Source organism: Gallicola sp. Sow4_E12 (assembly GCF_052116305.1).
Classification (GTDB): Bacteria; Bacillota; Clostridia; order Tissierellales; family Peptoniphilaceae; genus JBQKLI01.
This window is the reverse complement of record NZ_JBQKLI010000016.1, coordinates 1-21933: the sequence shown is the minus strand read 5'-3', so window position 1 is coordinate 21933 and position 21933 is coordinate 1. Positions and strand designations below refer to the sequence as shown.

The 21933-nt window shown below is 38.9% G+C and carries 21 protein-coding genes; 11 read left to right on the top strand and 10 right to left on the bottom strand.

Annotated features, from left to right (window positions below):
* Window positions 1-17: 17 nt before the first annotated feature.
* The 3 genes from ACTQ46_RS08800 to ACTQ46_RS08790 are packed head-to-tail and all read right to left on the bottom strand — an operon-like array spanning window position 18 to window position 3625.
* Window positions 18-2384, bottom strand: a complete 2367-nt coding sequence (locus ACTQ46_RS08800; protein ID WP_441749078.1) for a xanthine dehydrogenase family protein molybdopterin-binding subunit — start codon at window positions 2382-2384, stop codon at window positions 18-20.
* Window positions 2371-2832 (bottom strand): (2Fe-2S)-binding protein, encoded by a 462-nt coding sequence (locus ACTQ46_RS08795; RefSeq protein WP_441749076.1) that lies wholly within the window; start codon window positions 2830-2832, stop codon window positions 2371-2373. The genes ACTQ46_RS08800 and ACTQ46_RS08795 overlap by 14 nt, the downstream gene beginning before the upstream one ends.
* Window positions 2810-3625, bottom strand: coding sequence for an FAD binding domain-containing protein (locus ACTQ46_RS08790; RefSeq protein ID WP_441749074.1), 816 nt, complete (start codon window positions 3623-3625; stop codon window positions 2810-2812). Before ACTQ46_RS08790 ends, ACTQ46_RS08795 begins: the two co-directional genes overlap by 23 nt.
* A gap of 205 nt (window positions 3626-3830) precedes the next feature.
* Here ACTQ46_RS08790 and ACTQ46_RS08785 point away from each other — a divergent pair, with 205 nt between their 5' ends.
* Window positions 3831-4418 (top strand): helix-turn-helix domain-containing protein, encoded by a 588-nt coding sequence (locus ACTQ46_RS08785; RefSeq protein ID WP_441749072.1) that lies wholly within the window; start codon window positions 3831-3833, stop codon window positions 4416-4418.
* Between the two features lie 61 nt (window positions 4419-4479).
* On the top strand, window positions 4480-4668 hold the full coding sequence (locus ACTQ46_RS08780; RefSeq protein ID WP_441749070.1) for a hypothetical protein: 189 nt from the start codon (window positions 4480-4482) through the stop codon (window positions 4666-4668).
* A 19-nt stretch (window positions 4669-4687) separates the two neighbouring features.
* Here the strand turns inward: ACTQ46_RS08780 and pfkB are convergent, their stop codons facing one another.
* Both pfkB and ACTQ46_RS08770 read right to left on the bottom strand, forming a co-directional pair.
* Window positions 4688-5602 carry a 1-phosphofructokinase gene (pfkB, locus tag ACTQ46_RS08775; protein ID WP_441749068.1) on the bottom strand — a complete coding sequence of 305 codons (915 nt, stop codon included), beginning with the start codon at window positions 5600-5602 and terminating at the stop codon, window positions 4688-4690.
* Window positions 5603-5665: 63 nt separating this feature from the next.
* Window positions 5666-6817, bottom strand: coding sequence for a double zinc ribbon domain-containing protein (locus ACTQ46_RS08770; RefSeq protein WP_441749066.1), 1152 nt, complete (start codon window positions 6815-6817; stop codon window positions 5666-5668).
* 184 nt (window positions 6818-7001) lie between these two features.
* Here ACTQ46_RS08770 and ACTQ46_RS08765 point away from each other — a divergent pair, with 184 nt between their 5' ends.
* The 5 genes from ACTQ46_RS08765 (at window position 7002) to ACTQ46_RS08745 (ending at window position 12762) form a co-directional block, all read left to right on the top strand.
* Window positions 7002-7844, top strand: a complete 843-nt coding sequence (locus ACTQ46_RS08765; RefSeq protein ID WP_441749127.1) for a tRNA 2-thiocytidine biosynthesis TtcA family protein — start codon at window positions 7002-7004, stop codon at window positions 7842-7844.
* Between the two features lie 87 nt (window positions 7845-7931).
* Window positions 7932-9143 carry an FprA family A-type flavoprotein gene (locus tag ACTQ46_RS08760; RefSeq protein WP_441749064.1) on the top strand — a complete coding sequence of 404 codons (1212 nt, stop codon included), beginning with the start codon at window positions 7932-7934 and terminating at the stop codon, window positions 9141-9143.
* A gap of 119 nt (window positions 9144-9262) precedes the next feature.
* Complete coding sequence (locus tag ACTQ46_RS08755; protein WP_441749063.1) at window positions 9263-10471, top strand: S1C family serine protease; 1209 nt, start codon at window positions 9263-9265, stop codon at window positions 10469-10471.
* 146 nt (window positions 10472-10617) lie between these two features.
* Window positions 10618-11472 (top strand): pyridoxal 5'-phosphate synthase lyase subunit PdxS, encoded by an 855-nt coding sequence (gene pdxS / locus ACTQ46_RS08750; protein ID WP_441749061.1) that lies wholly within the window; start codon window positions 10618-10620, stop codon window positions 11470-11472.
* 93 nt (window positions 11473-11565) lie between these two features.
* Window positions 11566-12762 (top strand): cation diffusion facilitator family transporter, encoded by a 1197-nt coding sequence (locus ACTQ46_RS08745; protein ID WP_441749059.1) that lies wholly within the window; start codon window positions 11566-11568, stop codon window positions 12760-12762.
* Between the two features lie 138 nt (window positions 12763-12900).
* Here ACTQ46_RS08745 and ACTQ46_RS08740 read toward each other — a convergent pair whose 3' ends face one another.
* Window positions 12901-14514, bottom strand: a complete 1614-nt coding sequence (locus ACTQ46_RS08740; RefSeq protein WP_441749057.1) for an asparagine synthase-related protein — start codon at window positions 14512-14514, stop codon at window positions 12901-12903.
* Window positions 14515-14898: 384 nt separating this feature from the next.
* Here ACTQ46_RS08740 and ACTQ46_RS08735 point away from each other — a divergent pair, with 384 nt between their 5' ends.
* A complete protein-coding gene (locus ACTQ46_RS08735) occupies window positions 14899-15399 on the top strand; it encodes a pyridoxamine 5'-phosphate oxidase family protein (protein WP_441749054.1) in 501 nt (166 codons plus the stop codon).
* A 70-nt stretch (window positions 15400-15469) separates the two neighbouring features.
* Here ACTQ46_RS08735 and ACTQ46_RS08730 read toward each other — a convergent pair whose 3' ends face one another.
* The 3 genes from ACTQ46_RS08730 to treP all read right to left on the bottom strand — a co-directional run bounded on the left by ACTQ46_RS08730 (window position 15470) and on the right by treP (window position 19225).
* On the bottom strand, window positions 15470-15880 hold the full coding sequence (locus ACTQ46_RS08730; RefSeq protein ID WP_441749052.1) for an RrF2 family transcriptional regulator: 411 nt from the start codon (window positions 15878-15880) through the stop codon (window positions 15470-15472).
* A 275-nt stretch (window positions 15881-16155) separates the two neighbouring features.
* Window positions 16156-17811 carry an alpha,alpha-phosphotrehalase gene (locus ACTQ46_RS08725; protein ID WP_441749050.1) on the bottom strand — a complete coding sequence of 552 codons (1656 nt, stop codon included), beginning with the start codon at window positions 17809-17811 and terminating at the stop codon, window positions 16156-16158.
* Window positions 17801-19225: a PTS system trehalose-specific EIIBC component gene (gene treP / locus ACTQ46_RS08720; RefSeq protein ID WP_441749049.1), complete on the bottom strand. Its 1425-nt coding sequence runs from the start codon at window positions 19223-19225 to the stop codon at window positions 17801-17803. Before treP ends, ACTQ46_RS08725 begins: the two co-directional genes overlap by 11 nt.
* 175 nt (window positions 19226-19400) lie before the next feature.
* Here treP and ACTQ46_RS08715 point away from each other — a divergent pair, with 175 nt between their 5' ends.
* The 3 genes from ACTQ46_RS08715 (at window position 19401) to ACTQ46_RS08705 (ending at window position 21293) form a co-directional block, all read left to right on the top strand.
* Window positions 19401-19655: an aquaporin gene (locus tag ACTQ46_RS08715; RefSeq protein WP_441749047.1), complete on the top strand. Its 255-nt coding sequence runs from the start codon at window positions 19401-19403 to the stop codon at window positions 19653-19655.
* Between the two features lie 26 nt (window positions 19656-19681).
* A complete protein-coding gene (locus tag ACTQ46_RS08710; RefSeq protein ID WP_441749045.1) occupies window positions 19682-20116 on the top strand; it encodes an MIP/aquaporin family protein in 435 nt (144 codons plus the stop codon).
* A gap of 94 nt (window positions 20117-20210) precedes the next feature.
* The gene (locus ACTQ46_RS08705; RefSeq protein ID WP_441749043.1) at window positions 20211-21293 is read left to right on the top strand and encodes an FAD:protein FMN transferase; all 1083 of its coding nucleotides are present in this window, start codon (window positions 20211-20213) and stop codon (window positions 21291-21293) included.
* Between the two features lie 506 nt (window positions 21294-21799).
* On the opposite strand, the gene ACTQ46_RS08700 is transcribed toward ACTQ46_RS08705, so the two are convergent.
* On the bottom strand, window positions 21800-21931 hold the full coding sequence (locus tag ACTQ46_RS08700; protein WP_441749126.1) for an IS3 family transposase: 132 nt from the start codon (window positions 21929-21931) through the stop codon (window positions 21800-21802).
* Between the last annotated feature and the right edge of the window lie 2 nt (window positions 21932-21933).

Below are 21933 nucleotides of genomic sequence, written 5' to 3'. Positions count from 1 at the left end.
TCAAGCCTTTTGCCTTTTTATTCTTTATTTTTCATTTCATCCAAGGTTAACAGTATTTCTTCGCTTGTGATGGGAAGTTTTCTAAAAACGGCTCCTGTTGCGTTATAGACTGCTTGGGTAATCGCAGGAGCAGGGGTGTTCATCACCAGTTCTCCGATGGATTTTGCCCCATAGGGTCCTGTAGGTTCGTAGCTTTCTTCAAAGGCTGTTTCGATAGAGGTGCTTTCTTTTCTGGTAGGAAGATTATAAGAGGAAAAGTCTCTTGTTAGAAGCTTTCCTTTGTCATCGTATCGGACTTCTTCATAGAGAGCAAAACCGATGCCCTGCATAATACCGCCTTCTGTTTGGACTACGGCTAAGTTTTTGTTAATCACGGTTCCGCAGTCGATAACAGCTTTGTAGTCGATTACCTTTACTTCCCCTGTCAAAGGATCCAGTTCCGTTTCTACAAATCCTGCCATATAAGGAGAAGGGGAGATGGAGGAGCCGAAGCTTCCGATGCCGTTTAGAAGTTTGCCGTTAACACCTTTTGTAAGCTCTGCAGCCATTTCAGCTACTGTACAGAGAAGGCTGTCTTCATGATAGATGTTTTCTTCGGATAATGTCAGTTTTTCTAAAGAGACGCTATATCGTTCAGAAGCTTCTTTCAAAATGTTTTCTTTTAAGTTTTCACATGCATTTTTAACGGCGTTTCCTGTGACATAGGTTCCGCTGGAAGCGTAGCAGCCGGGATCGAAAGGCGTTGTATCGGTATCCGCAGTGATCGGGGTAATCTTTTCGATCTCGCAGCCCAATTCCTCGGCGGCCATCTGGGTCAGTATTGTATCCGATCCTGTACCGCAGTCTGTATCGCTCATTAAAAGGGTGTAATCTCCTGTTTCGTTTAGTCGGATTTCAGCAGAAGCGCTGTCGATATTTGCAATACCGGAACCCTGCATAGCGATGGCCATTCCGATGGAACGGATCTTGCCTTCTTTGGCAGTATAGGATGGGTACTTTTCATCCCATCGGATCATTTCTCTACCTTTTAGAATACATTCTTTCAACTTTGAACTGTTTATAGTTTTTCCGTAAGCTAAAGTTGTTTCGCCTTCGCCGCTGATATTTAAAAGGCGGAGTTCTATAGGATCCATATCAAGCTCTTTTGCCATCTCGTTGACACAGCACTCCAGTGCATAAATTCCTTGGGTAGCACCGTATCCCCGAAAAGCTCCTCCGGGAACTTTGTTGGTATAGACGGCTTTCCCTCGGAAACGGACAGAACGGACTTTATTATAAAGAGGAAGTGATTTTTCTCCTACAGCATTTAAGGTGGTATAAGAATGTTCGCCGTAAGCGCCCTGATCGGAGAGGACAGTCATATCAATGGCCTCAATCCTCCCTTCTTTGGAGGCGCCCATTTTTACAGTAAGCTCCATAGCGTGTCGGGTGTTTGTGGCAGCAAAGGTCTCTTTTCTAGACAAGACAATTTTGGAAGCTCTTCCTGTCATCAAGGTGACAAAACCTGCATAGGTTTCTGTAACGGAGGACTGTTTCCCTCCGAATCCTCCCCCTACACGGGGCTTTATTATTCGGATTCTGGAAGCGGGAATGTCTAGGGCGATGGCAAGCTGTCTTTTTATATGGAAAGGGACCTGGGTTGAGGAGACTACAGTTAGACGATTCCACTGATCCATATAAGCATAGGAGCGGTAAGTTTCCATCATGCAGTGGGCTTGTGCCTGGCATTCGTATGTTCGCTCGATAACATGATCGCATTTTGAAAAAACTTCCTCTGGATCTTCGCCGAAACTTCTTTCAAAATCAGCAGTAAGATTTCGTGTGATATCGCAGCCGCTGACTTTCTGCGGTAGTTTGAAGAATGTTCCATCCTTGTCGTGAATGATGTTTTGATGGTCTTGAGCTGTTTTATAGTCGAGGACAGGTTCTTTAATATCGTATACTACTTTGATTCTTTTTAAGGCCTGATTGCAGGCTTTTTCGTTCTTCCCTACGACAAGACAGACCGGATCTCCTACATAACGCAGCTCTTTATCGAGAATTAAACGGTCATAAGCGGAGGCTTCCGGATAGGATTGGCCTGCGAGGGTAAATCTAGACTTCGGTACATCTTCATAGGTATAGATGTCTACGATGCCGTCAATTTTAAGTGCTTGGGATGTATCGATATTCTTAATTTCTGCTGAAGCATAAGGACTTCTTAAGATTTTTATAATCAAAGTATTGCGATCTGTTAAGTCGTCGGTATATTTTGCCTGTCCCAGAATAATGGAGTCGGCATCCAGCTTCTTTTGGGAATAGTCTAAACCTATTTTTTTTGAATTAAAATTTTTGTTTTTGGTTTCGATATTTTCGGCGGATATCTTTGATTTAAATGTTGTCATAATCACACTCGCAATATTTTTTTATAGCTCTCATTTGGGAAGAATAACCGGTACAGCGGCACAAATTGCCTGCTAGGAAGGTGTTGATTTCATCTTCTGAAGGATTCGTGAAATTCTTTTTTAAATACACCACATTCATAATCAGCCCAGGACTGCAGAAGCCGCACTGCTCGCCCCCTTCTTCGGAAAGAAATGCACCGAACTTTTGAGCTTCTTCCTTTATTCCTTCCAAGGTTGTGACTTCTTTTCCCTCTGCTCTAACAGCTAGATAAGAGCAGGAGAGAATAGGAGTTCCATCAAGCCATACGGTACACAGTCCGCAGTTTGAGGTATCGCAGCCTTGTTTTACACTGGTATAGCCTTTTTTTCGCAGCACTTCTAATAAAGTTTCATCCGGGTCAACATGGGTGGATAATAGGGATTTGTTAACAACTATATCGATTTTCATTTTTTATTTCCTTTAAACATTTCTCGAGGAGGCCTTTTGCTAAAAGTTCGCGATAGCGTTTAGAGGCTTTGCCGTTTGTACTAAGAGGAATTTCATCCAATAATATTTTCTGGCTTTCTTGAAGTATCGAGGGGCCCAGTTCATGGGCTGAAAGATATTTAGAAGTTTTTTCAGCGATCATCGCTCGTCCAGGCCTTGCTCCAACAGCGATTTTGTACTGACCTTCAGTATAAAACAAAGCCATATTAAGCATAGGAAAATCGCCGTAGGTTTTCTTCTGGGTACAGTAGACGCCGATTCCTTTTTTTAGAGGGATCGAAATTTCCATTAAAATATCCTTTGTCAGCGGTTTTTCCAAGGCAAAATATTCTTCTAACGTAATTTTCCCGTATTTATAAAAATATAAAGTAGGGTTTAAAAGAAGAAGACCTGGCAGAAAATCGGAAAAACCGAATCGAGTTATAATGGACCCGCCAAGGGTTGCCATATTTCGGATCTGTTTTGAAACTATAGTCTCCAGCGATTTGCGTATAATCCCTCCTGTTTCATCGTTGAGCAGTTTATGCTCTTCCAGCCGTCCAAAAGAAACCATGGACCCGATTCGAATAGAATCATCGACTTTTTCGATGAAATCGAGCCCTAGATGGGTCAGGTCGACAGCTTTGTTGATCGATTTCTCGCCGAGCTTGAGAAAGAGACCTCCGCCTAAAATGACGTTTCTGGGAGATTTCTGAAGCAGTTCCCATGCTTCGTCGAAGTTGTCCGGTTGTACCATTTTTTTAATTGAATACATAGATTCCCCCTATCAAATTTTGAATATTCCCTCTGATTTTTTCATTATAGCATAAGGAAAATAAAATATGGAGAAATTTAGAAAAAGCAAGGACTTTATGAAAAGTACTTGAAAACCAGTACTGGTTTCAGGGATTCTGGAAACTCTACTAAGAGTTGATTGTGCCGAGAAGAATAGGCTGATAAGATAAAAAAGAGGTGAAAAAATGGATAGTCGAAAAATAGGAGAGCTTATCTGCAAGCTTCGAAAAGAAAAGAATTTAACACAAAGAGAATTGGGAGATCTTCTCTATGTGAGCGATAAAGCCGTTTCGAAATGGGAACGGGGACTTGGATATCCGGATATATCTTTATTAACAGAATTATCCCGGATTTTCCAAATACCTGTCGAAAGTATTATGTCTGGCGAAATAGACAGGGCAGAAAGAATGGGAGATGCAATGAAAAATATACGTTTTTATACTTGTCCGCAATGCGGAAGTGTTTTGACCTCTACAGGGGAAGGAGAGATCTCCTGCTGCGGCAGAAAACTAGAAGACCTTAAAGCGGTAAAAGCAGAAGAAAATGACAAGCTGAAGGTGGAAATTATCGATAACGAATACTATATTTCCTCCAGCCATGAGATGAAAAAGGATCATTTTGTTTCCTTTATAGCCTTTGTCAATGGAGATACTGCCATTATAAGAAAGCTCTATCCCGAATGGGATCTCAAAACGAGACTTCCAAAATTAAGCAGAGGTGTCTTATACTGGTACTGCAGCCGTCATGGTTTTTTCTATCAATATTTAAAATAATTTCAAAAAAATGATATCCTATAGACAGCTTTTATATTTGAGATCATAAGGAGGGTCTATCATGAGAGAAAAACAAGACGAAACCTTTCCAAGAGAAAAGCGTCCGAAAAAAGAGGATAAAAATTCCTATATTATACTAGGTGCCATTATCGGGTTCGCTGCAGGACTCTTATGGGATCATCCTGCTATCGGGATGCTTATAGGGGTTATTATCGGCAAGCTTTTGTATGATGCTAAAAATAAAGACTAAATAAGAGGGCAATGCCCTCTTATTTTATTTTTTCTATTGTAATATCTTTTTTGAAGGAGAGAATTTCCTCACAGCTTGCCAGGTCTTCTGTGAAAGCAGTAGCGGCCCCTGCCATATTTCCATATCGGAAGGATTCTAAAAGATCTTTCTTTTCGAGATACTTCGCTAAAAAGCCCCCGATCATCGAATCTCCCGAACCGACACTGTTGACGGCTTTGCCTTTAGGCACCCGGGCTTTATAGATATTGTCATCTGCAAAAAAGAGAGATCCTTCCTGTCCAAGGGAAATAAGGGCATTTTGAGCGCCCATTTCGAGAAGTTTTCTGCCAGAATGAAGATAATCTTCCATAGTATTGTGTTTTTTTCCGAAGAGCTCCTCCAGCTCTTCCTGGTTCGGTTTGATTAGAAAGGGTTTTTTGAGAATTCCATTTCGGAGTTCTTCTCCGGAAGTATCCAGTATAAAAGGAGTCTGTTTTCTATGGAGTTTTTCCACGAGTGTCTGATAAAAGTCTTCGGGAAGAGAAGCCGGTTTGCTGCCGGATAGAACAACCCAGTCATTTTCATCAATGTTATCGAATGCAGCAAGAAAATCCAGAATCTGTTTTTCAGAGAGATTTGGACCGGGGCCGTTGATTTGAGTTTCTGCTTCGTTTTTTATTTTTATATTGATTCTTGTGTTTTCAGCGGTTTTAATAAATCTTGTCTGGATGCCTTCTCGGTTTAACCTATCCGCAAGGTGATCTCCCGTAAATCCCCCTGCGAATCCTAGAGCTGTAGAGGGAATGTGAAAGCGGTTGAGAATTCGGCTGACATTAATTCCTTTTCCTCCGGGAAAGATATATTCTTTATGAGCGCGGTGGGTTTTTCCAGGGTCTAGATCCTTTATATAAAGGAGTAGGTCCACGGCAGGGTTAAGTGTAACAGTATAAATCATAATATTCCTCTTTTTAAATGATCTTTTAAAGGTTAAAAAGCTGATGAGATTCATCAGCTTTTCTTATAAGGAGTAATCTAAATTTCTGCTGGAGATCCATGCGTCATAAGTGTTTCCTGTAACAATACTTGTAACAACTGCACGGCACCAGATTCTTTCCGTTCCGTCCGGTACAATATCATAAATATATACTTCGGCGCCTCTAGAGACATAGGTAATTACCGATGCGTTAATATCCGGAGCGCTTCTAAGATTAGCTTTAGCGCTGGTAACTGTAGTATTCAAGCCGATCAGTCCGTTTAGATAGGCTTGAGAGTATGCAGCATCTTGTACACCTCTTGCTTGAGATGCAGCAGCTTTCTGCTCTGCCGTTTTACGAGATTGGTCTGTCTGGCTGGAAGAGAGAGCTTGATTTGTATTTTCCTTTCCAGAAGCAGCGGTTTGACTCTTGTTCTTAGCGGCAGATAAATCCTCTTTTGCTTTCTTTATTTCTTCATTGTTCGGATCTTGTGCGGCATAAGCAGTCAGAACTTTTTCTGCGGAACTGTAGTCCATATCTTCAATAGAAGACTTGGCAAATTCCAACACAGCCGTTTCCATTTTCCCGATTTCTTCATTGGCTAAAGTTTTTATCTCTTTTGCTTCTTCGGGAATGGCTGCTAAAAGCTCCAACGCCTGCTGGTACTGTCCCTTTTGAATACTGTTGAGGGCGTTGTCGTAATTGCTTTGAGCCTGAGAATAAGCCTTGGACTCTTTTAATTTTCGAAGAACCTCCGGTTTTGCATCTTTATCGGCCAGCTGCTGATAAGCGTCTTGAGCTAAGGCGTATTCTCCGCCGTTAAAGAGACGATCCGCCTGATCCAATTTTGAATGATAGCTGTAATAATTCCATCCAACGAAAAGAAGTATCAGTGCTGCGATTCCAAAAACGCCCAGTGCAATATATTTTCCTGTGCCCTTATTTTCTGGAGCAGATTTATGGGACGGAACCGGTTGTTCCTCTGTTTTTCGATAAGAAGAAATCGTATTCTTCTTTTGAACAAGATCTCTTCTTTCTCCGCAGTTTAGACAGTAGACATCCTCTGGATCCATTAAGGCTCCGCAGTTTTCGCAGCGGTGATATTTTCCGGTAGTATCATTGGAGACACTTTGACCGCAGTGTTTGCAGAATTTGTCCCCGTCATGAACGTCGTTTCCGCACATTTTGCATTTCATAACCTTTCCTCCTAAAATAATTATTATATTGATTATAGCAGAAAAAGGGCTGGACGTATCCGGCAAAAGGTAGTAAAAGCGGGTTTTAATAGAGAATTCAAAGGTTTCATATGATATAATACACCCTAGAATAAGGAAAGGAAGTGGCGGTATGGGAGAAGAATTTGAATATGCCTGCGAACGGATGACTCCGACGGAAGAGTTGAAAGATATAAAGGAAATAGAAAGATCTCTCATAAAAAGGTATCGAAAATATCTCTGGTCTAAATTTATAAAAGGAATCAAAGAATACGATCTGATCCAAGAGGGGGATAAAATAGCGGTAGCCATCTCTGGAGGAAAGGACAGTCTTCTTTTAGCGAAGCTTTTTCAAGAGCTTAAGAAAAATGGACATAATAATTTTGAACTGGAATTTATCGCAATGGATCCAGGGTATCATCCTGAGATCCGGAAACTTTTAGAGGAGAATCTAGCACATCTTGAGATCCCAGGGAAAATTTTCCCTGCAAATATATTCGACGTTGCAGAAGAAATAGCAAAGGATAATCCCTGCTATATCTGTGCGAGAATGAGACGGGGTGCTCTATATGCTAAAGCCCAAGAACTCGGCTGCAATAAGCTAGCCCTAGGGCATCATTTCGACGATGTTATAGAAACGATACTTTTAAACGTTCTTTGTGCAGGAAATTATAAAACAATGATGCCGAAGCTTCATGCTCAAAACTTCGAAGGCATGGAAATTATCAGACCTCTTTATCTCGTAGAAGAAAAGTCTATTATACGATGGATGGAATATACAGGGCTTACTCCATTAAATTGCGCCTGTATGGTAGCGGCGAAAAAAACAGGATCTATGAGAAAAAGAATTAAAAAATTGATAGAATTCTTAGAAGAGGAAGACTTTGCAAATGTAAAAAAATCCATCTTCCGATCTTCTCAGAATGTAGATATTTCAAGGGTTTTAGGATATGAAGAAGGGAAAGAAAAGTATTTCTTTTTAGACGGCTACGGCAAGTCGGATTTATAAAGGTTCTTAGTATTAAAAAGAATATATCTGTGATAAGATATAAATAATGGAGCAGATTACTAAGTATTAAAAGGAGTGGATTATATAATGAATACGTTGACCGCGAAAATCCAAGAAGGACTTTACTATCTTGGTGTAAATGACAGAGATACCCGTTTGTTTGAAAATATGTGGCCTTTGCCAAAAGGGGTTGCATACAATGCTTATTTGATTCTTGACGAAAAAACTTGTCTTTTAGATACCGTTCGAGTGAACAAAACAGACGGTTTTATGGAAGGCTTGGAGGAAGTACTGGACGGAAGAGACTTGGACTATCTTGTAGTCAATCACATTGAGCCGGATCATTCCGGAAGTATCAAGCCGGTATTGGAAAAATATCCGAATCTTACTTTTATCGGAAACGCAAAAACAAGACAAATGCTTGAAAGCTATTTAGAGCTTACGCCAGGAAATGACCGCTTTATTGTAGTAAAAGAAGGGGACACGATAGAGCTTGGGGAGCGTGTTTTAAACTTTGCGATGACACCGATGGTTCACTGGCCGGAGTCTATGGTAACCTATGAATCTACAGGAAAAGTACTATTCTCACAAGATATTTTCGGAGGATACGGAACATTAAACGGTACGATTTTCGACGATCAGATGAACTATGATTTCTTTGTGGACGAATACAGAAGATATTATTCAAATATTGTAGGAAAGTATTCTCAAATGGCGATCCGTGCCCTACAAAAGGTAGAGAAATTAGATATCGACATTATCTGTCCTGTTCACGGCTGTGTATGGAGAAAAAATCCTGCAAAAATTATCGGCGATTATGCGAAATGGGCTTTTCAGGAAGTAGATGGCGGCGTGATCATTATCTATGGTTCTATGTACGGCACTACTGAAAATATGGCAGACGTATTAGCCCGCTATGTAGCAGAAGAAGGCATTCGAAACGTAAAAGTATTCGATGTATCGAAAACACATGCTTCTTATCTATTGTCTGAAGTATGGAAGTACAAAGGACTTGTTTTAGGAAGCTGTACCTATAATAACGGTATCTATCCGAATATGGACAATTTCGTAAATATTCTAAGAATGAATAAGATCAAAAATCACGCTTTAGGTGTTTTCGGAAACTTTGGATGGAGCGGAGGAGCCGTAAAAGGGCTGAAAGAATTCATGGATTCTCAGCAGTTCGATAATTGCGAAACCATCGTTGAGTCAAAGGGTGCATTAACAGATAAAGAAAATGAAGAATTAAGACAATTAGCAAAAGAAATCGCAGCGAAATCTAAAGTAGATCCTGCTTAAAAGAATGAAAACAGCTGAACAAGAGTTATCTTGGACAGCTGTTTTTTTGAAAACATAATCGTAACATATTTTACTGTTACTATAAGTTCAGAAATGATAAATAGAGAAAGGGGTAAAGTATGAACGAAGAATTTGATTATCGAAACAGAATTTCAAGAGATTCTCTCGAAGGGGAAGCAGGCAGGAATTCATTATCTGAAAATGACATCCGAAGGATTGTAAGAGATGAAAATTATAAAAAGAAATCAAAATTTCCTTGGCTTCGAGTAATCGCATTGATGCTTGTGGCGGCTTTATTAGGAGGCGGTGCAACAGCAGCCTTTATGAACCGAGGACAAAGGACGGGAGTCCTTTCTGGAAATTCTCCTGCAGCTCAGACGATTCAAGTGGATGGAGAAACCAATGTTGAAAATGCAGTAGCTCAAAAAACAACGCCATCTGTTGTGGGGATTACAACATTAGCTGTGGAAGAAAATATTCTATTCCAGCAGGGAGAATCTGTAAGCGAAGGGATCGGATCCGGTGTAATTGTCAGCGAAGACGGTTATATCTTAACGAATTCCCATGTAGTTCGAGATGGAAAGGCAGATTCTATCGAAGTAGTATTTAATGACGGAGAAAAAGCAAAGGCTGAACTGTTGTGGAATGATGCAACATTAGACCTTGCTGTTATCAAGGCGGATAAAAAAGGTCTTACACCTGTAGAAATCGGAGATTCAGAAAAAGTAAATGTGGGAGACAAGGCCATTGCTATAGGAAATCCATTAGGAATGGATCTGCAGTCTACATTGACTTCAGGCTATATTTCCGGTCTTAATAGAAGTATAACTTTGGAAAACGGCTTGCAGATGGATGGATTTATTCAGACAGATGCAGCGATCAACCCGGGAAACAGCGGGGGGGCTCTTTTAAATGCAGAAGGAAAACTGATCGGAATCAATACGGCGAAAGCCGGCGAAGGGGAAGGAATCGGATTTGCAATACCGATTAATCTTGCTATGCCGATTGTAGAACAGATCGTTCAAACAGGAGCCTATGAACCCGTACTTCTCGGAATTTCAGGAATCGATGCGCGGCGTTATAAAATGGCTGTAGGCCAAGAGCTTCCTGTAGATGAAGGAGTCGTAGTTATGGAAGTTGAGGCTCAAGCTGCCGCAGGTAAGGCTGGGATTCAAAGAGGCGATATTATCATATCGATAGACGACTATAAAACACCAAATATGAATCAGCTTAAAAAAGCTCTTATTACCCATAAAAAAGGCGATGAAGTCAAAGTCAAAGTCTTTAGAGGAGATAAAGAGGAAACTGTGGATTTAAAATTTGAATAAGAAAAAACCGTTTAGAACAAAATGATTCTAAACGGTTTTTTGTTTCTTCTAATCTGATACCTTCAAATATTCTAAATATGATACTTTTAAAAACATCAGAATCACAGTATGATAATTATAGAATAAAAATTAGGAGGAAGATATACATGGAATTTAATAGAGAATTGGCAGAGAGTTTAAAGGGCGGCGTTATTATGGACGTGATCAATGTGGAGCAGGCAAAGATTGCCGAGGAAGCAGGAGCGGTGGCAGTTATGGCTCTAGAGAGGGTACCAGCTGATATCAGAGCTGCAGGGGGCGTTTCTAGAATGAGCGATCCTGAAATGATCGAGGAAATTATGAAAATAGTGTCTATCCCGGTTATGGCGAAGGTGCGTATCGGACATTTCGTGGAAGCACAAGTGCTGGAGCATATAGGAGTAGATATGGTGGACGAGTCTGAAGTTCTGACTCCTGCGGATAATCTTTTACATATCGATAAAAACGATTTCAAGGTACCTTTTGTATGCGGGGCAAGAAATCTAGGGGAAGCATTACGACGTATCGAAGAAGGTGCTGCGATGATCCGCACAAAGGGAGAGGCTGGAACCGGAGATGTTTCCCAAGCGGTAACCCATATGAGACAGATTTCAGGAGAAATTTCTAAAGTACAGGGTCTTAGAAGCGAAGAGCTTTACCATGCAGCCAAAGACATGGGCGTATCTTACAAATTGCTAAAAGAGGTGAGAGAAACTGGAAAACTTCCAGTACCGAACTTTTCAGCAGGGGGAGTGGCAACACCGGCGGATGCTTGTTTAATGATGCAGCTTGGAGCAGAAGGGATCTTTGTAGGAAGCGGTATTTTCAAATCAGGTGATCCTGTGTTAAGAGCGAAAGCAATCGTAGAAGCGGTAGAATACTATAGGGATCCGGCAGTCATTGCAGAAGTATCCAAGGGGCTTGGAGAAGCAATGGTCGGTCTAAACGAAGATGAAGTTGAAATTATTATGAGTGCGAGATAAATTGTGAAAGGCATAGAATCTTAGTTTTTGAAAGATTCTATGCCTTTCTTTTTCTGTGTTATAATTTAGATATTGTCTTCAAAGGAGAGTAGTATGATCGATTTTTTAATAAGTAAATTTGTAAGAAATCCCGAAAAAGTAAATAATATCGATACGAGAAATTCTTATGGCAATCTGGCAAGCGGTGTGGGAATATGTATTAATCTGCTTTTGTTTTCGATAAAGCTTATTGCAGGCTTGCTGACAAAGTCGGTAGCGATTATTGCGGATGCGGTGAACAACTTGTCCGATGCCGGATCTTCTCTTATTATGATCGTTAGCTTTAAATTGTCTTCAAGGCCTGCGGATAAAGAACACCCCTTCGGCCATGCGAGAATGGAATATTTATTTTCAACCTTGGTAGGAGTTGTGATTATTTTTGTAGGTGCGCAGCTGGTTTTAGAGTCGATTTTTAAAATTAGAAATGCAGAAGAAGTCTTTTTTACGATGCGGACAGCGGGAATTCTTCTGGTATCTATTGTATTAAAACTATGGCTTTATTTCTTCTATACAAAGATCAGCAGAAAAATCGACTCGGATATTGTAAAGGCGACTGCAACAGACAGTATTGCCGATGTAGTCAGTACTTCTGTTGTTTTAATCTCTCTCGTTGTAAGTCCGCTGATCGGTATTAATCTCGACGGTTATATGGGAATAATCGTAGGTATTCTCATTATTAAAGCCGGATGGGATATTCTATCCGATATGATCAGCAAACTTGTCGGGGAAGAGATTTCAGAAGAATATGAAGGCAAGGTCAAGGAATTTATATTAGGATATGAAGGAATACACGGAATACACGATTTAATTGTTCATGATTATGGTCCGGGACATGTTTTTGCCACGGTACATGCAGAAATAGATGCAAAGGAAGATATAATGAAAAGCCATGAGCTCTGCGACAGAATCGAAAATGAGATTATCGAAGAGTTGGGCATACAGCTGACAATTCATATGGATCCGCTTATATTGGATGATCCCAAAATTAATGCAGCTTTAGAGAAAATAGAAGGCATTGTAAAAGAAGTCGATGAAAGATTATCCATCCATGATTTCAGAATGGTAGAAAGTTATAATAGAACGAATGTCATTTTCGATGTGGAAATGTCGCCGAAAATGGAAATGGATCCGGAAGAAATTGTAGAAGAGATCAACAATAGAATTATAGTAGCCAATCCTCGCTACTATACATTTATTACGGTGGACAAACACCACTATCATGAAGTTTTTGAAATGGATGAGACAGAATAAAATTTTCCGCTTGTTTTCTATTATAATTTTTGTTTTGCCGGCTATAGAATTGAAGAAAAGGCCCCTTGAAAAGAGAACTTGATCTCTTTTCAAGGGGCCTTTTCTTTGCTGATTTTGAGAAACAAAGGATATTAAAAACTAATATTGGATACCTAAGGTATCCAATGTCTTTAAGCTGACAATAGAATTTACGGAATATACTTTATTTTTATATTTTTCCCATTCTCTATCATCACAAATCGAGAACCAGCCGTAGGGATCTGCTTTATATTTTTTAAGGAGTTCTCTGTGGTTCTTTTTGCGTTTTATATTTTGGAAAACATTAGGGAAATATTTCCTGATAAAGTGGGTAAGATCAGCTTTTGGCAAAGCTGGATGTTTAGGTGCTGATCCTAAGTATTCTTGTAATTCTTTTTGATATTTTTGTGTATATAAATAATGAAGCTCTCTGGCGTATCTTTTTTCAGGAACGCCTTTCCAGAAGTGAAAATATTCTTCGTTCCAAAGAGGTGTTCTCCATTCTAAACCAAACAGTTCATAGACTCGGCAGCTGTTGACGATAAATTTAGGTTTACGGTCTTCAAAACCGAATCGTTCATAGCGGTTTAAGGCTTCCCGCCAAGGAAGAGAAGAAGTGATAAACTCAGACTTTTTTCGAATACGTTCTCTTATTTCATCCTCATGGGATTTCATATCTTCGTCCCAAAGGATATGGCTGAAATATTGGCCTTTGACTTCTTCGTAAAAATTCTTCCATGAAATATTTTCTTCTACGATAAAATAAGGCGGGATATTGCTGTCTTGAAGAAAATCTCCGGAAAAACCTGGAAGAATAATGCCTCCTTTTTCCAAATATCCTTGACGAAGAAGTTCTTTTAACGCCATATATTCTTGAATATGGGGAGTGGATATAAACTGATTTGCTGCAGCTAAGAGTTCTTTAAAATCATCCCTTGCGATAAAGTTTTTCCATTTATCAGGTGTGTATTCCACAAATTTCCATGGATAGTTATAGAATTCAGCGATCTTTTTCGAAATCTGCACTTCAGGGGAGGATTTCGTTCCATAAGTATAGCAGAGGATATTTTCTGCCTGTAACTGCGCTAATGTATGAATAATAAGACGGGAATCCTGTCCCCCGCTTAAGGGGACGATTAATTGTTTGTTGCGGGATTTTGCAGTAGCGATAATCCTTTTTAAAATCTTTTCCAAAATCTTAGGAATTTCATCGATTTCTTCTTCAAGACACTTATGATCTTCGCACAAATCAAAAATTTCTCTGAATCGCTTTTCTTTAGAAGATCCGTCTTCTTTTAAGTTCAATACAGAACAGGAGTTTATACCGCTGATATTTTCATAAAGGGTGTGATGGCCCAAGGTAAAGCTGCACATTTTAAACTCTCTCAAAGCTTCTTGATTTACAGTCAGGAGGATTTCTCTGCTCTCGAGTTCTTCTTTTAAAGAGAGTGCTGTATCAGAAAGAATCCATTCTTTGTCAAAAGAATAGAGTAGAGGAAAAGAACGAAGTTTATCTGCAAGAATTGTATATTCCTTTTCCTCTTTTTCTACGACGATGAGAAAATTTCCTCGAATTTTAGGGTAAAGATCTTCTAAAGAATCTATATTCTTTTCGATAAGAGAAAAAATTTCTTCTACAGGAATTTCGCGATTCTCATTATAGAAATATCCCTTTATGTAAATGTTGTTTCGTTTTGTCCATGGAAAACCATGATTATTTTTAAGAATGATCATATTTCATTTCCTTTTGTATTAAATTTTTATATTTTCTCTATGTATAGGATAAATTTCAAAACGAGATATCTTCAGGGATGTAACAATACTTTATATTAAAAAGATCGTAAACACTTTCACAAGCAGCAAAAGGATGTACTTATCATATATATATTTATGTATATTAGTCAAGAGATGCATAGTGCACGGGATAAAGATAGTTTAGGGAATAAAGAGGTTTTCCTAGAACTAAAGCAGAATTGTAGTTAAATTGTAGAGATATCGTAAATAAAAAGTAAACATATAGATAACTATTTTCCAAAACATTTCAGAAAAAACTTATCATTTGATAAGTTTTTTGAATTCTGTTATAATCAGAGCAACTAAAAAAAGGAGAGTGGTATTATGACGAATCTAAAGAAGAATCAGAATGAAAAAACTCAAGAAGTATTAGTTGATATTTTAAAAGACGCAAAAGTAATGATGTTGAATACTCTATCAAAAGAAGGAAAGATTGTAACACGACCGATGCAGGCTCAAGAAATAGAATTTGACGGCGATTTATGGTTTATTACAAGAAAAGATACGGAGAAGTACGAAGAAATCAAAGCAAATCCGATGGTAAATGTTGCTGTAGCAGGAGATTCCTATGCGTCTATCAGCGGCAAGGCCGTTTTTATCGATGATAAGGAAAGAAAAAAAGAATTTTGGAATAAGGCTTATGAAAAAATGTTCGACTTAAGCTATGATGATCCGATTCTTGTATTGATTAAAGTAGAAGCAGATACTGCCGAATATTGGGAGACAGGAAATACGACAAAATCTATTGCAAATTTCTTTAAAAAAGTGGTGGGCAATGATTCTGTAAAATCCGGCGAAAATACAAATGAAACAGTAGACTTATAACACAAAAACCCATGAAAGGATGTTTCCTTCATGGGTTTTTTTATAATATAGAAGCTTTTATCAGAGCTTGTTATTTTGTTTTATCGTTTAGAATATCTTGAAGACTTACATGATAGAGATAATCTTTGATTACAGTATCTAAATTCTGCCAGACTTTTCTTGTAGGGCAGTTTTTAAGCCTCTCGCAGTCCATTTCCTCATCAACACAGGACACAGGACTGATGCTTCCTTCTGCGATGGTTAAGACTTCGCCGACGGATACATCTTTTGGAAGACGTCCCAATCGATAGCCGCCTTGATTTCCTCTTGCTGAAATGAGGATATCCGTGCTATTGAAAAGGGGAATGATTTGTTCTAAGTATTTTTTCGATATCTCTTGACGATCTGCTACTTCCTTAAGTGGAATATAGCCTTCGCATTCATGCTCGCAGAGATCAACCAGCATTCTAAGGGCATAACGTCCCTTTGTAGACACTTTCATTTTCCTCACCTCAGTTATAAATGATACCATAACCTATTAAAAATATCAATTTAGAAAACAAGGGAAATAGTGCTTAAAAGAAGGGTGGAATGTGAAAGAGGGGAGAGGGGAGTTGAGGTGGAAACATGGAACGTGTTTCCTCATTAGAATGGGGTCAGGTGTTCGTTTTGTTCGTTCCTCTGTTTTTTGAACAAAGCATTTTTTTAAAAGAAATAAACCAATAGTAGAAGGTCTTGCTGAAAAAAAGCTTCTGGGATTTTCCAGAAGCTTTTTGATTAATGTGCTTTTATAAAAATACTAGATTCAAAGGGTTCTAGGACAAATTTTTTCTCAAAGAATTTTCGATCGATATTTGAAATAAGGACTTTTGCATCTTTAAAAAGGGTGCTGTTTTCCTCGTCGAATTCTATTTCTAATTGTTCTTTGCTAAAATTGTGAATAGCTAGTATTTCTTGTTCTTTATATTTTCTTCTATGAGTAAATATATTTTTCGTTTTAGTGTCTGCTGGGATATACAATCCTTCCGAAATCACAGGATATTTTTTTCGAAGACGGATTAATTTTTGATAATGATAAAAGAGAGAATCCGGATCTTCCAATGCTTTTTCTGCATTGATTTCTCTATAGTTTTCGTTTACCTTGACCCAAGGTTTTCCTGTGGTAAAACCTGCGTTCTTATCTCCGTTCCACTGGACAGGTGTCCGGCCGTTGTCTCGAGAGCGTTCCTTTATGATATGAAGGGCTTCATCAGGGGAGATTCCTTCCTCTTGGAGGATGTCATAATAGTTAATACTTTCTACATCGTTAAAGTCTTCTATACTTTGAAAATCGCCATTGGTCATACCGAACTCTTCTCCCTGATAGATATAGGGGGTTCCTCGAAGGAAATGGACCACATTGGCAAGCATTTTTCCGGAACGGTTATGGAATTTTTGGTCATCGCCAAACCTGGATACAGCACGAGGCTGGTCGTGGTTATTCCAAAACCATGCGGACCACCCGCCGCCATCCTGAAGTTTTACCTGCCATTCGGTAAAAATTTCTTCGAGTTTTTTAATATCCGGATCCATAAGCCTCCATTTAGCACCGCCAGGATAATCGACTTTAAGATGATGAAAACTGAAAACCATATTCAGTTCTCCTTCTGAAGGATTGGTATACTGGATGCAGGCTTCGGGACTGGTAGAAGACATTTCACCTACAGTGATCATTTCGGGCAGTCTTGTATCTCGTACAAGTTCTTTTAGAAAATCGTTGACATAAGGTCCGTCTGTGTAAAATCTGCGTCCGTCTCCTTCGAAGTCGTCTTGGAATTCTCCTTTTGGTTTTCCAATTAAGTTGATGACATCGAAGCGGAATCCTTTGACTCCTTTATCGATCCAAAATTCGATGACTTTTTTGAGTACGTTTCGGACATTGGGATTATGCCAGTTTAAATCTGCTTGGTTTTTATGGAAAAGATGAAGATAATAAAGATCTAGATCTTCTACATATTCCCATGCATTTCCTCCGAATTTTGAGATCCAATTTGTAGGAGGACCTCCCTCTTTTCCTTTTCTAAAATAGTAGAAATCCTGATAGTATTTATCGCCTGCCAGAGCTTTTTGAAACCATTCATGGAAAACGGAGGTGTGGTTAAAGACCATATCCAGCATAATAGACAGATTATGTTCTTCTGCTTCCTTTACGAGATCTTCGAAGATCTCCATGGTGCCAAAATCCGGATTGACTGCGCAGTAATCGTCTACGTCGTAGCCGTTGTCATATTGATGAGATGGAAAAAAAGGGGTGATCCAAAGACAATCCACCCCTAATTTTTCTAAATATGACAAATGCTTTCGGATTCCGTTCAGGTCTCCTATACCATCTCCATCCGTGTCTTGAAAAGATTTTGGATAGATTTGATAAATTGCCATATCTTTAAATTTCATTGTTGATACCTCTCTTCTTGCCTACAATAAGTGTTAATACCAATGGGACAGCTATAGCGATTCCCATTGCGATAATAAATGGAAGGATATATCGGGTTTGGATAGATAAGAAACCAGGAAGCCCTCCTACACCGATAGAGTTTGCCATAACACCCATTAGATTAGAAAATACTGCTGCAATCGCTGAACCGATCATTGCACAGATGAAGGGGAAGCCGTATTTAATATTGACCCCGAACATCGCCGGTTCTGTAACACCTAGATAACAAGATATGCATGCAGGAATATTAACCTGTTGTGCTCTTTCGTTTTTTCTTTGAAGAATTATCATGCCCAATACTGCAGAACCTTGCGCAATATTAGAAAGGGCGATCATAGGCCATAAATTTGTTCCGTTAAATTCAGCTATCAGCTGAAGATCAATTGCATTGGACATATGATGCAGCCCTGTAATAACAAGGGGAGCATACAAGAATCCGAATACTGCTGAGAACAACCAGCTGAATGCAGAAGTAAGTCCTGCATAGACAATGTTTCCAATCCAAGATCCGATTACCCAGCCGATAGGTCCAAGAATTGCATGGGCCACGATAACGGCTAAAATCAAGGAGAAGAATGGTACAAAGATCATTTGTACAACGGTTGGTATAATCTTTTTAAAGAATTTCTCCAGATAGACAAGGGTAAATCCTGCGAAGATTGCTGGAAGAACCTGTGCCTGATAACCAATCATTTCCATGCGGAAAAATCCGAAATCCCAAAAAGGAATATCTGCTGCAGCTGTTTCCGCAACCCCATAAGCATTTAAAAGTTGGGGAGAAACTAGTGTAAGACCTAATACGATTCCAAGAATTTGGGTGGTTCCCATTTTTCTTGTAACAGACCAGGTAATCCCTACTGGAAGGAAATGGAAGATCGCTTCGCCGATCAGCCAAAGAAAATCAAAGGTTCCTTGCCAAAACTGGGAAGATTCGGCTAAGGTCATGGTACCATTTTCTAAGAAATTTATTTCGCCGATGATGTTTCTAAATCCAAGGATCAAACCTCCGACTACGATTGCAGGAATAAGAGGAGCGAAGATCTCTGCTAGATTTGTCATGGCTCTTTGGAGAGGGTTCTGCTGGGCTTTCGCCTCGCTTTTTACTTTGTCTTTGCTGACCCCTTCTATTCCCGATATTGCTGAAAATTCGTTATAGAAATCCGCTACATCATTGCCGATAATCACTTGAAACTGACCGGCTTGAGTAAAGGATCCCTTTACAGATGGCAAAGCTTCAATCTTTTCCACATCTGCTTTGCTTTGATCGTGAAGGACAAAACGCATCCTTGTCACACAATGGGTGACAGCTTGAATATTCTCTTTGCCTCCGATATATTCTAATAGTTTTCTACTGTCTTCAGTAAATTTTCCCATTTTAACCTCCTTGTTCAGATTGTATTTTTGGAGTGAATTTATAATTCCGACAGTGAATTTATACCCAATCCCTATTATGAAAAACCTTTTCATAAAAGTTGTTTTTCTGTAAATTGGTTATTAAAGTTGGTTTTCTTTTTAAGAAAGGGTAGGAGTAAATGAAGGAGGTGTTTTTATGAAAAAATATATTGCAGAAATTTTTGGTACATTTTGTTTGGTATTGTTCGGAACAGGAACAGCAGCGGCTTTTGGTGCAACAGCTCCTGATACTTTAGGGGTGGCATTTGCCTTTAGATTTATTCTTACGTTAATGGTTTATACAATCGGCAATGTTTCTGGATGCCAGGTAAACCCTGCTGTTTCTCTGGCAATGCTTTTGGATGGAAGAATGGAAGGGGCTGAGTTGGGAAATACCTTGTATCTCAGGTGATCGGAGCTTTTCTAGGAAAGGCAGTAGTGTATTTCTTGAATCAAAGTTCAGTAATAACAGGTTTTGGAGCGAACGGTTTTGATGCTGGCAGTGCTGTATTTATTTCATTAGCCGGCGCGCTAGTCGTTGAAATTATTTTGACAGCAGTATTTATTCTGACGATTCTAGTAGTAACGAAGGATGAGAAAATCAAGCCGAATCATGGATTAATCATCGGGTTTGCATTGACGGCAGTTCATATTTTAGGAATTCCTTTAACAGGGACTTCTGTAAATCCTGCCAGATCTCTAGCACCTGCTGTATTTCAGGGAGCAGCTGCTTTAAATCAGGTATGGGTGTTTATTGTAGGGCCTTTCATAGGGGCAGCAATTGCAGTTGGACTGTATAAGCTTTTCTATAATGAGGGGGCAAGCACTGAAGCCGTTAAAAGAGAAGTTGTTACAGAAGAAGAAAGAATCTAGTTCCAAGATAGAATAAAAAAGATCAGCTGACTGGTCTTTTTTATTTGCTTTTTATTTCTTAAAACTTTATACTAGCAGAAAAAGGGGGAAAAATATGAAAAAGAAATCCTTATTCTATATAGTATTAGCAGCAGTTATGATTCTCGTCTCATCTTGCGGACAAGAAGAATATACAAAAAGAGACGGTGAATTTTACGATACTTTTGATACTCATATAATTTTTAGTGCCTACACAAAATCAGAGGATGAGTTTAAGAATTATTTTAAAATAGTAAAAGATGATTTTACAAGACTTCACAAATTATATGACCTATACAATGATTATGAAGGTGTAAATAATATTAAAACTATTAATGACCAAGCGGGCATTGCACCTGTGGAAGTCGATCAAGAAATCATCGATTTGATTAAATTCTCAAAAGAGGAAGCGGAAAAATATTCAAATAAGACAAATATAGCCATGGGTCCTGTATTAAAACTGTGGCATGAAACAAGAACAGAAGGGATCAAAGAACCGGAAAAAGCAGTGCTTCCTTCTATGGAAGCTTTAGAAGAAGCGAAAAAGCATACAGATTTATCGAAGGTGATTATCGATGAAGACAAAAAGACGGTCTATTTAGAAGAGAAAGAAATGTCCCTAGATTTGGGAGCTACTGCGAAAGGGTATGCAACACAAATTGTTGTAGACCATTTAAAAAAAGAAGGTGTTGACTCTGCAATTATATCAGCAGGAGGAAATGTCGAAGCTATAGGCAAGCCTTTAGATAGTGATAGAGAGAAGTGGGGAATCGGACTTCAAAATCCGATTGCTGTTGAAGATGAAACTGCGGAAAAACTTTTTGATGTGGTGTTTGCAAACAATAAGGCAGTTGTAACCAGCGGAGATTATCAAAGATACTATACGGTAGATGGTCAGCGGTATCATCATATAATCGATCCAGATACCTTAATGCCTGGAGATTATTATAGAGCAGTTACTGTCGTGGCAGATGATAGCGGGACAGCTGATTTTATATCCACAACTCTGTTTCTCCTTCCCATGGAAGAAGGAAAAGCCTTGGCTGAAAAAGCTGGGATAGACGTATTATGGTATTTAAAAGATAATAGTACAGTTTCAACTCCGGGCATGGATCAAATGCTTAAGAATAAAGGAGCAAGGGCGACGGATAATGATTAAACTTCTGTTTCCGAAAATTATTTTAGAAAATCCACGCTCCCTTATAAAAAGAAGTGTGGAGAGTGAGAGAGTGGGAGAGTGGAGTTATGGAGAAAAAATGAAAAACTACATTCATTTTTCTTCATAGAATATAAGGCTATTTTTTGGAGGCAAGAAACGAGATATCGGAATATCGGAGATTTTTTTATAAAAGAAACAATTTTTATGTTTCTACTGTAATTTCTCTGTTCTCATTTAAATAGAGGGTCAGGAGTTCGTTTGTTCATTCATGCAGATTTTAAAGATGTTCTTTTGTTGGAGAGCTTTAAAGAAAAAGTGGAAGATATTTGAGAAGTAGAGTGAGAGAGTGAAAATACGGAAGTATAGTGACCCCCAAAAGTTGGACTTGGTTTTCGAAAACAATTAAATTAGTTTGCTGCTATTTTATTTAACTCCTTTCTGGTTTTGGCTGTCAAGAGCAGAAGCGTAGCGACTCTTGACGGATAAAATCCGAAAGGAGAAAATCTTTAGGCAGCCATTAATTGCTCTCTATATTCTACTGGGCTTTTCCAGCCCAGTTTTTCTTTTATTCGTTCGTAATTGTAATAGCGTATATACTTTTCTATTTCCCTTTTTAATTCTTCATAACTTTTAAAGATTC

What these genes read in the sequence shown, in the direction of transcription:
- ACTQ46_RS08730 (WP_441749052.1), bottom strand. Translation starts at nt 15,880, where the DNA reads ATGAAAGTGTCTACAAAGGGACGTTATGCCCTTAGAATGCTGGTTGAT.
- treP (WP_441749049.1), bottom strand. Translation starts at nt 19,225, where the DNA reads ATGGGAAAATTTACTGAAGACAGTAGAAAACTATTAGAATATATCGGA.
- pdxS (WP_441749061.1), top strand. Translation starts at nt 10,618, where the DNA reads ATGGAATTTAATAGAGAATTGGCAGAGAGTTTAAAGGGCGGCGTTATT.
- ACTQ46_RS08765 (WP_441749127.1), top strand. Translation starts at nt 7,002, where the DNA reads ATGACTCCGACGGAAGAGTTGAAAGATATAAAGGAAATAGAAAGATCT.
- ACTQ46_RS08790 (WP_441749074.1), bottom strand. Translation starts at nt 3,625, where the DNA reads ATGTATTCAATTAAAAAAATGGTACAACCGGACAACTTCGACGAAGCA.
- ACTQ46_RS08785 (WP_441749072.1), top strand. Translation starts at nt 3,831, where the DNA reads ATGGATAGTCGAAAAATAGGAGAGCTTATCTGCAAGCTTCGAAAAGAA.
- ACTQ46_RS08705 (WP_441749043.1), top strand. Translation starts at nt 20,211, where the DNA reads ATGAAAAAGAAATCCTTATTCTATATAGTATTAGCAGCAGTTATGATT.
- ACTQ46_RS08755 (WP_441749063.1), top strand. Translation starts at nt 9,263, where the DNA reads ATGAACGAAGAATTTGATTATCGAAACAGAATTTCAAGAGATTCTCTC.
- pfkB (WP_441749068.1), bottom strand. Translation starts at nt 5,602, where the DNA reads ATGATTTATACTGTTACACTTAACCCTGCCGTGGACCTACTCCTTTAT.
- ACTQ46_RS08735 (WP_441749054.1), top strand. Translation starts at nt 14,899, where the DNA reads ATGACGAATCTAAAGAAGAATCAGAATGAAAAAACTCAAGAAGTATTA.
- ACTQ46_RS08770 (WP_441749066.1), bottom strand. Translation starts at nt 6,817, where the DNA reads ATGAAATGCAAAATGTGCGGAAACGACGTTCATGACGGGGACAAATTC.
- ACTQ46_RS08725 (WP_441749050.1), bottom strand. Translation starts at nt 17,811, where the DNA reads ATGAAATTTAAAGATATGGCAATTTATCAAATCTATCCAAAATCTTTT.
- ACTQ46_RS08740 (WP_441749057.1), bottom strand. Translation starts at nt 14,514, where the DNA reads ATGATCATTCTTAAAAATAATCATGGTTTTCCATGGACAAAACGAAAC.
- ACTQ46_RS08745 (WP_441749059.1), top strand. Translation starts at nt 11,566, where the DNA reads ATGATCGATTTTTTAATAAGTAAATTTGTAAGAAATCCCGAAAAAGTA.
- ACTQ46_RS08795 (WP_441749076.1), bottom strand. Translation starts at nt 2,832, where the DNA reads ATGAAAATCGATATAGTTGTTAACAAATCCCTATTATCCACCCATGTT.
- ACTQ46_RS08715 (WP_441749047.1), top strand. Translation starts at nt 19,401, where the DNA reads ATGAAAAAATATATTGCAGAAATTTTTGGTACATTTTGTTTGGTATTG.
- ACTQ46_RS08800 (WP_441749078.1), bottom strand. Translation starts at nt 2,384, where the DNA reads ATGACAACATTTAAATCAAAGATATCCGCCGAAAATATCGAAACCAAA.
- ACTQ46_RS08760 (WP_441749064.1), top strand. Translation starts at nt 7,932, where the DNA reads ATGAATACGTTGACCGCGAAAATCCAAGAAGGACTTTACTATCTTGGT.
- ACTQ46_RS08780 (WP_441749070.1), top strand. Translation starts at nt 4,480, where the DNA reads ATGAGAGAAAAACAAGACGAAACCTTTCCAAGAGAAAAGCGTCCGAAA.